The organism is Streptomyces niveus, from assembly GCF_001723055.1.
GTDB classification, from domain to species: Bacteria; Actinomycetota; Actinomycetes; order Streptomycetales; family Streptomycetaceae; genus Streptomyces; species Streptomyces niveus.
On the sequence record NZ_MDCR01000236.1, the window covers coordinates 1 to 4503 of the forward strand.

A 4503-nucleotide genomic window follows, 5' to 3' on the forward strand; every position below is an offset into this window, starting at 1 on the left:
ACACCCCCGACGGCCTCGGCCAGCCTGGAGCGGCCGAGGCCGTCGGGGGTGTACAGATACAGCGCCCGGTCGCCGAGCCGGAACTCCTCGGGGAGGTAGGACTCCTGGTCGACGGCGGCGAAGCGGTCCGGGTCCACGGTCTCGGAGAGGTAGGTGACATGGAGCTGTTTGCCCTGGAGCGAGGCGGCGGGGAAGGGGCAGGCGTCGGCGACGGCCTTCAGATAGGCGGCGTCGCGGACCAGGCACTCGACGGGGAAGCCGAACTGCTCCTGGATGGCGTCGCCGAGCGCGGCGGCGAGTGTGTTCTCGTCCGCGCCGGTGGTGTCGGTGAAGACGGCGTTGCCGCTCTGGAGGTACGTCGCGACGTCGCGGTGGCCGAGACCGGTGAGCACGTCGCGCAGCGCGGCCATGGGGACCTTCCGGCTTCCGCCGACGTTGATCCCGCGCAGCAGTGCCCCGTACCTGGTCGTCGTCATGGGAACACGATAGGTCGGCGGGCCGCCGTGACGGCTCCGGCGTGCGGAAGGCGTGCGGAAGGCGGTCGCCGCGCCCCGTGGGGGAGAGCACGACGACCGCCGGTCCCGCACCGGTGTCGCGAGGGGGTTACTCGACGACCTTCAGCAACTTGTTCGGGGTGCCGGCGTCGGCGTTGGAGATGGTGTCGGGCGTGGCGCCGTCCGTCAGGGCGGTGGCCACGTCGGCCGGTGCGGCGTCGGGGTGTCCGGCCAGATAGACCGCCGCCGCGCCGACGACGTGGGGGGTCGCCATCGACGTACCGGAGATGGTGCCGGTGTCGGTGTCGCTGCCGTTCCACGTCGACGTGATGTCGGAGCCGGGCGCGTAGATGTCCACGATCGAGCCGTAGTTGGAGAAGGACGACTGCTCGTCGTCCACGGTGGACGAGGCGACCGTGATGGCTTCCTCGACGCGCGCCGGGGAGGTCGCGCTCGCGTCGCTGGAGTCGTTGCCGGCCGCGACGCCGAAGGTGACACCGGAGGCGATGGCGTTGCGGACGGCCTCGTCGAGTGCGGGGTCGGCGCCGCCGCCGAGGCTCATGTTGGCGACGGAGGGGCCGGTGTGGTTGGCGGTGACCCAGTCGATACCGGCGACGACCTGCTCGGTGGTGCCGTTGCCGGAGTCGTCGAGGACCCGTACGGCGACGATCTTCGCCTTCTTGGCGACGCCGTGGGCGGCGCCCGCGACGGTGCCGGCGACGTGCGTGCCGTGGCCGTTGCCGTCGTCGGCGTTGTCGTCGTTGTCGACCGCGTCGAAGCCGGACGACGCGCGGCCCTCGAAGTCGGCGTGGGTGACGCGGACTCCGGTGTCGATGATGTACGCCGTGACGCCCTCGCCCGCGCTGTCCGGGTAGGTGTAGGCGTTGTCACCGGCGGTCGCGGTCTGGTCGATCCGGTCGAGGCCCCAGGACGGCGGGTTGTCCTGGGTGGCGCTGATCGAGAACTTCTTGTTCTGCACGACCTTGGAGACGGCCGGGTCGGCGGCGAGACGCTTGGCCTCGGTCGCCGAAAGTCCGCTGGCCGAGAAGCCGTTGACGGCGGCGCTGTAGGTGCGGTTGACCTTGCCGCCGTACTCGGCGGCGAGATCCTTCTTGTCGGCCTTCTGGTCGAGCAGCACGATGTAGCTGCCCGCGACCGCGCCCTTGGCGTCGGCCCCGTACACCGTGCCGAGGGGGGTGGCCGCGGTCGCCGTGGGGGAGGCGAAGGCGGTGACACCGGCCACGGCCGCCACCGCGGTTATCGCCGCGGCGAGTCTCATCCGGGCGGCGCGCTTATGAGTTGTCATGAAGAGGGTTCTCCTCGTGAGCATTTTGTGGGGGGACAGCTCGTCGGACGAAGAACTTCCGGCGGGCTGGCTCGAAACCCTGGCCGATTGTCGCGCTCAGATCAAGACCTTCAGGCCGCTGTCGCTGAGAAAACATCAATTCTCACTACGAAATCCACCATGCGTGCCGAAGTGGACCGACCCACTCGATCTCCCTCCCGCGGCGCATCAGTTGTAACGGGGGCTTCACCAGGACTACAGAAGGGCAAGGCCGGAACCCGATAACTTCGCCCCGGCGACTGCGGCGCACGGCCGCTCTCAGGCAGGAGGGGACGAACCGGCGATGGTGACGACGGAGCGACGACAGCGACAGGACGGCGGACCGGGGGCGGCATCCCCGTCGCGCGGAATCGCGGCGCGTGCCGGAGCCTGGAGTGCGCGGCACCGGTGGACGGCGGTCATCGTATGGGTGCTGTTCGTCGTACTCGCCATGGGACTTGGCACGGCGGCGGGGCAGGTCGGCGTCAAGAACAGCGAGCAGATGGCCGGCGAGGTCAGCGACGCGGCACGGATCATCGAGGACGCGGGTCTGACCGAGCCGGTGGGCGAGTCGGTCCTCATCCAGGGTGTCGCCCCGTCGACGTCCGCCACGGACGAGGAGTTCCGTGCCGGAGTCGAGGCGGTCGTGGCGGCCGTCGGACAGACGGGCGAAGTCGCCGACGTGACCTCGCCGTACGACACGAAGGCCATCTCGAAGGACGGCCGCAGCGCGCTGGTGCACTTCAGCGTGCTTGGCGATCCCGAGACTTCGAGCGAGCGGGTCGCGCCGGTGCTCAAGGCTGTCGCGAGCGTGCAGGAGGAGCACAAGGACACGCTGCGGATCTCGGAGATCGGCGGCGCCAGCATGAAGAAGACCTTCGACGACGCGTACGGAGACGACTTCAAGCAGGCGGAGTTCACCGCCGTGCCGGTGGCGCTGGGCATTCTGCTGATCGCCTTCGGCGCGCTGGTCGCCGCTCTGCTGCCGGTCGTGCTGGCCGTCACCGCCATCATGGCGACGATGGGACTCATGGCCCTGGTCAGCCATGTCGTGCCGATGAGCGACACGGCGAACTCGGTGATGCTGCTGGTGGGTCTCGCGGTCGGCGTCGACTACTGCCTGTTCTACCTGCGGCGTGAGCGCGAGGAGCGCGAGGCCGGCCGCGACGCCGGGACGGCGCTGCGGATCGCGGCGGCGACGAGCGGCCGGGCCGTCATCGTCTCCGGTGTGACGGTGTGTATCGCCATGGCGGGCATGCTCTTCACCGGGGTGGCCGAGTTCAAGGCGATGGGTCTGGCGTCGCTGATGGTGGTCGCGGTGGCGATGGTCGGTTCGGTGACCGTGCTGCCCGCCCTGCTGTCGCTGCTGGGCGAGCGTGTGGAGCGGGGCCGGGTGCCGTTCCTGAACCGCCTCAAGCAGTCGGAGAAGCAGCGCGCGGCGGCCGGCGGTACGACGGGTGAGAGCCGGTTCTGGCGCGCGGTGCTCGGCGGCGTGCTGCGCCGGCCGAAGACCGCGCTGGTGGTCGCGGCGGGCGCGCTCGTGGCGATCGCCCTGCCGGCCGTAGGCATGCAGACGCAGAACTTCACGCTGGACCAGGAGTTCGGCGACTCGCTGCCCATCGTCCAGACGTACCAGCGGATCAACGAGGCCTTCCCGGGGGGCGCCGAGCCGGCCGAGGTCGTGGTGCGGGCGGACGACATCACCGCCGCTCCCGTACAGCGGGCACTCGCCGACTTCCAGGCCCAGGCGGTCAGTTCGGGTGCCTCGCAGGGGCCCGTCGAGATTGTCACGCACGACGAGCAGAACATCGCGGTCATCAAGGTGCCGCTGGTCGGCGGTTCGGACCAGGACCGGGCGGAGAAGAGTCTGGGGCTGCTGCGGGACACCGTACGGCCCGCCACGCTCGGCACGGTCGATGGCGTCGAGGCGCCGGTCTCCGGCCAGGTCGCCGGGTCGAAGGACTTCAACGACCAGATCGTCGGGGCGGTGGCGCCCGTCTTCGCCTTCGTCGTGATCTTCGCCTTCGTACTGATGCTGCTCTGCTTCAGGTCGCTGACGATCGCGGTGACGTCGATCGTGCTGAACCTGCTGTCGGTCGGCGCCGCCTACGGCATCCTGACCATGGTCTTCCAGCACGGCTGGGGTGCCTCGCTGGTCGGCGCCGAAGGCGTCGGGGCGATCGTCGCCTGGCTGCCGCTGTTCCTCTTGGTGATCCTCTTCGGACTGTCGATGGACTACCACGTCTTCGTGGTGTCCCGGATCCGCGAGGCTCGGCTTCAGGGCCGTACGACCCGTGAGGCGATCACCCACGGGGTGGTGACCACGGCGGGCGTCGTGACGAGCGCGGCCGTGATCATGGTCGCCGTGTTCGCCATCTTCGGGACGCTGTCGATGCAGTCGATGAAGCAGATGGGCGTCGGCCTGGCGGCGGCGGTCCTGATCGACGCGACGGTCATCCGGGGCGTCCTGCTCCCGGCGGTCATGGCGCTGCTGGACGAGCACAACTGGTACTTCCCCCGCTGGCTGCACCGGCTGCCGGACCTGACGCACGACGAGTCGGCGGTCCCGGAGAACACACCCGACGCGGCTGTTGACGCGTACGGGAAGGCGGGCGAACAGCCCGATCCCGTACGGGTCTGACGCCCGGCCGGCCCTCCCCCGTACCGCGAGTGGTACGGCGCCGT

The 4503-nt window shown here is 70.0% G+C and carries 3 protein-coding genes; 1 reads left to right on the forward strand and 2 read right to left on the reverse strand.

Going from position 1 to position 4503, the window contains the following annotated elements; all coding sequences use genetic code 11:
- Together BHU15_RS25400 and BHU15_RS25405 are read right to left on the reverse strand one after the other, a co-directional pair.
- Nucleotides 1-476 (reverse strand): DUF1697 domain-containing protein (locus BHU15_RS25400; protein WP_069629324.1); only part of this gene is annotated, 476 nt, incomplete at its 3' end.
- 127 nt (nucleotides 477-603) lie between these two features.
- Entirely contained in the window at nucleotides 604-1800 is a 1197-nt protein-coding gene (locus tag BHU15_RS25405; RefSeq protein WP_069629322.1) for a S8 family peptidase, read from the reverse strand.
- Nucleotides 1801-2122: 322 nt separating this feature from the next.
- On the opposite strand from BHU15_RS25405, the gene BHU15_RS25410 reads away from it, so the two are divergent.
- The gene (locus tag BHU15_RS25410) at nucleotides 2123-4459 is read left to right on the forward strand and encodes an MMPL family transporter (RefSeq protein WP_069629323.1); all 2337 of its coding nucleotides are present in this window, start codon (nucleotides 2123-2125) and stop codon (nucleotides 4457-4459) included.
- The last annotated feature ends 44 nt before the right edge of the window (nucleotides 4460-4503 follow it).

Excerpts from the sequence above, each read along its gene's own strand:
- BHU15_RS25405 (WP_069629322.1), bottom strand. The coding sequence starts at position 1,800 with ATGACAACTCATAAGCGCGCCGCCCGGATGAGACTCGCCGCGGCGATA.
- BHU15_RS25410 (WP_069629323.1), top strand. The coding sequence starts at position 2,123 with ATGGTGACGACGGAGCGACGACAGCGACAGGACGGCGGACCGGGGGCG.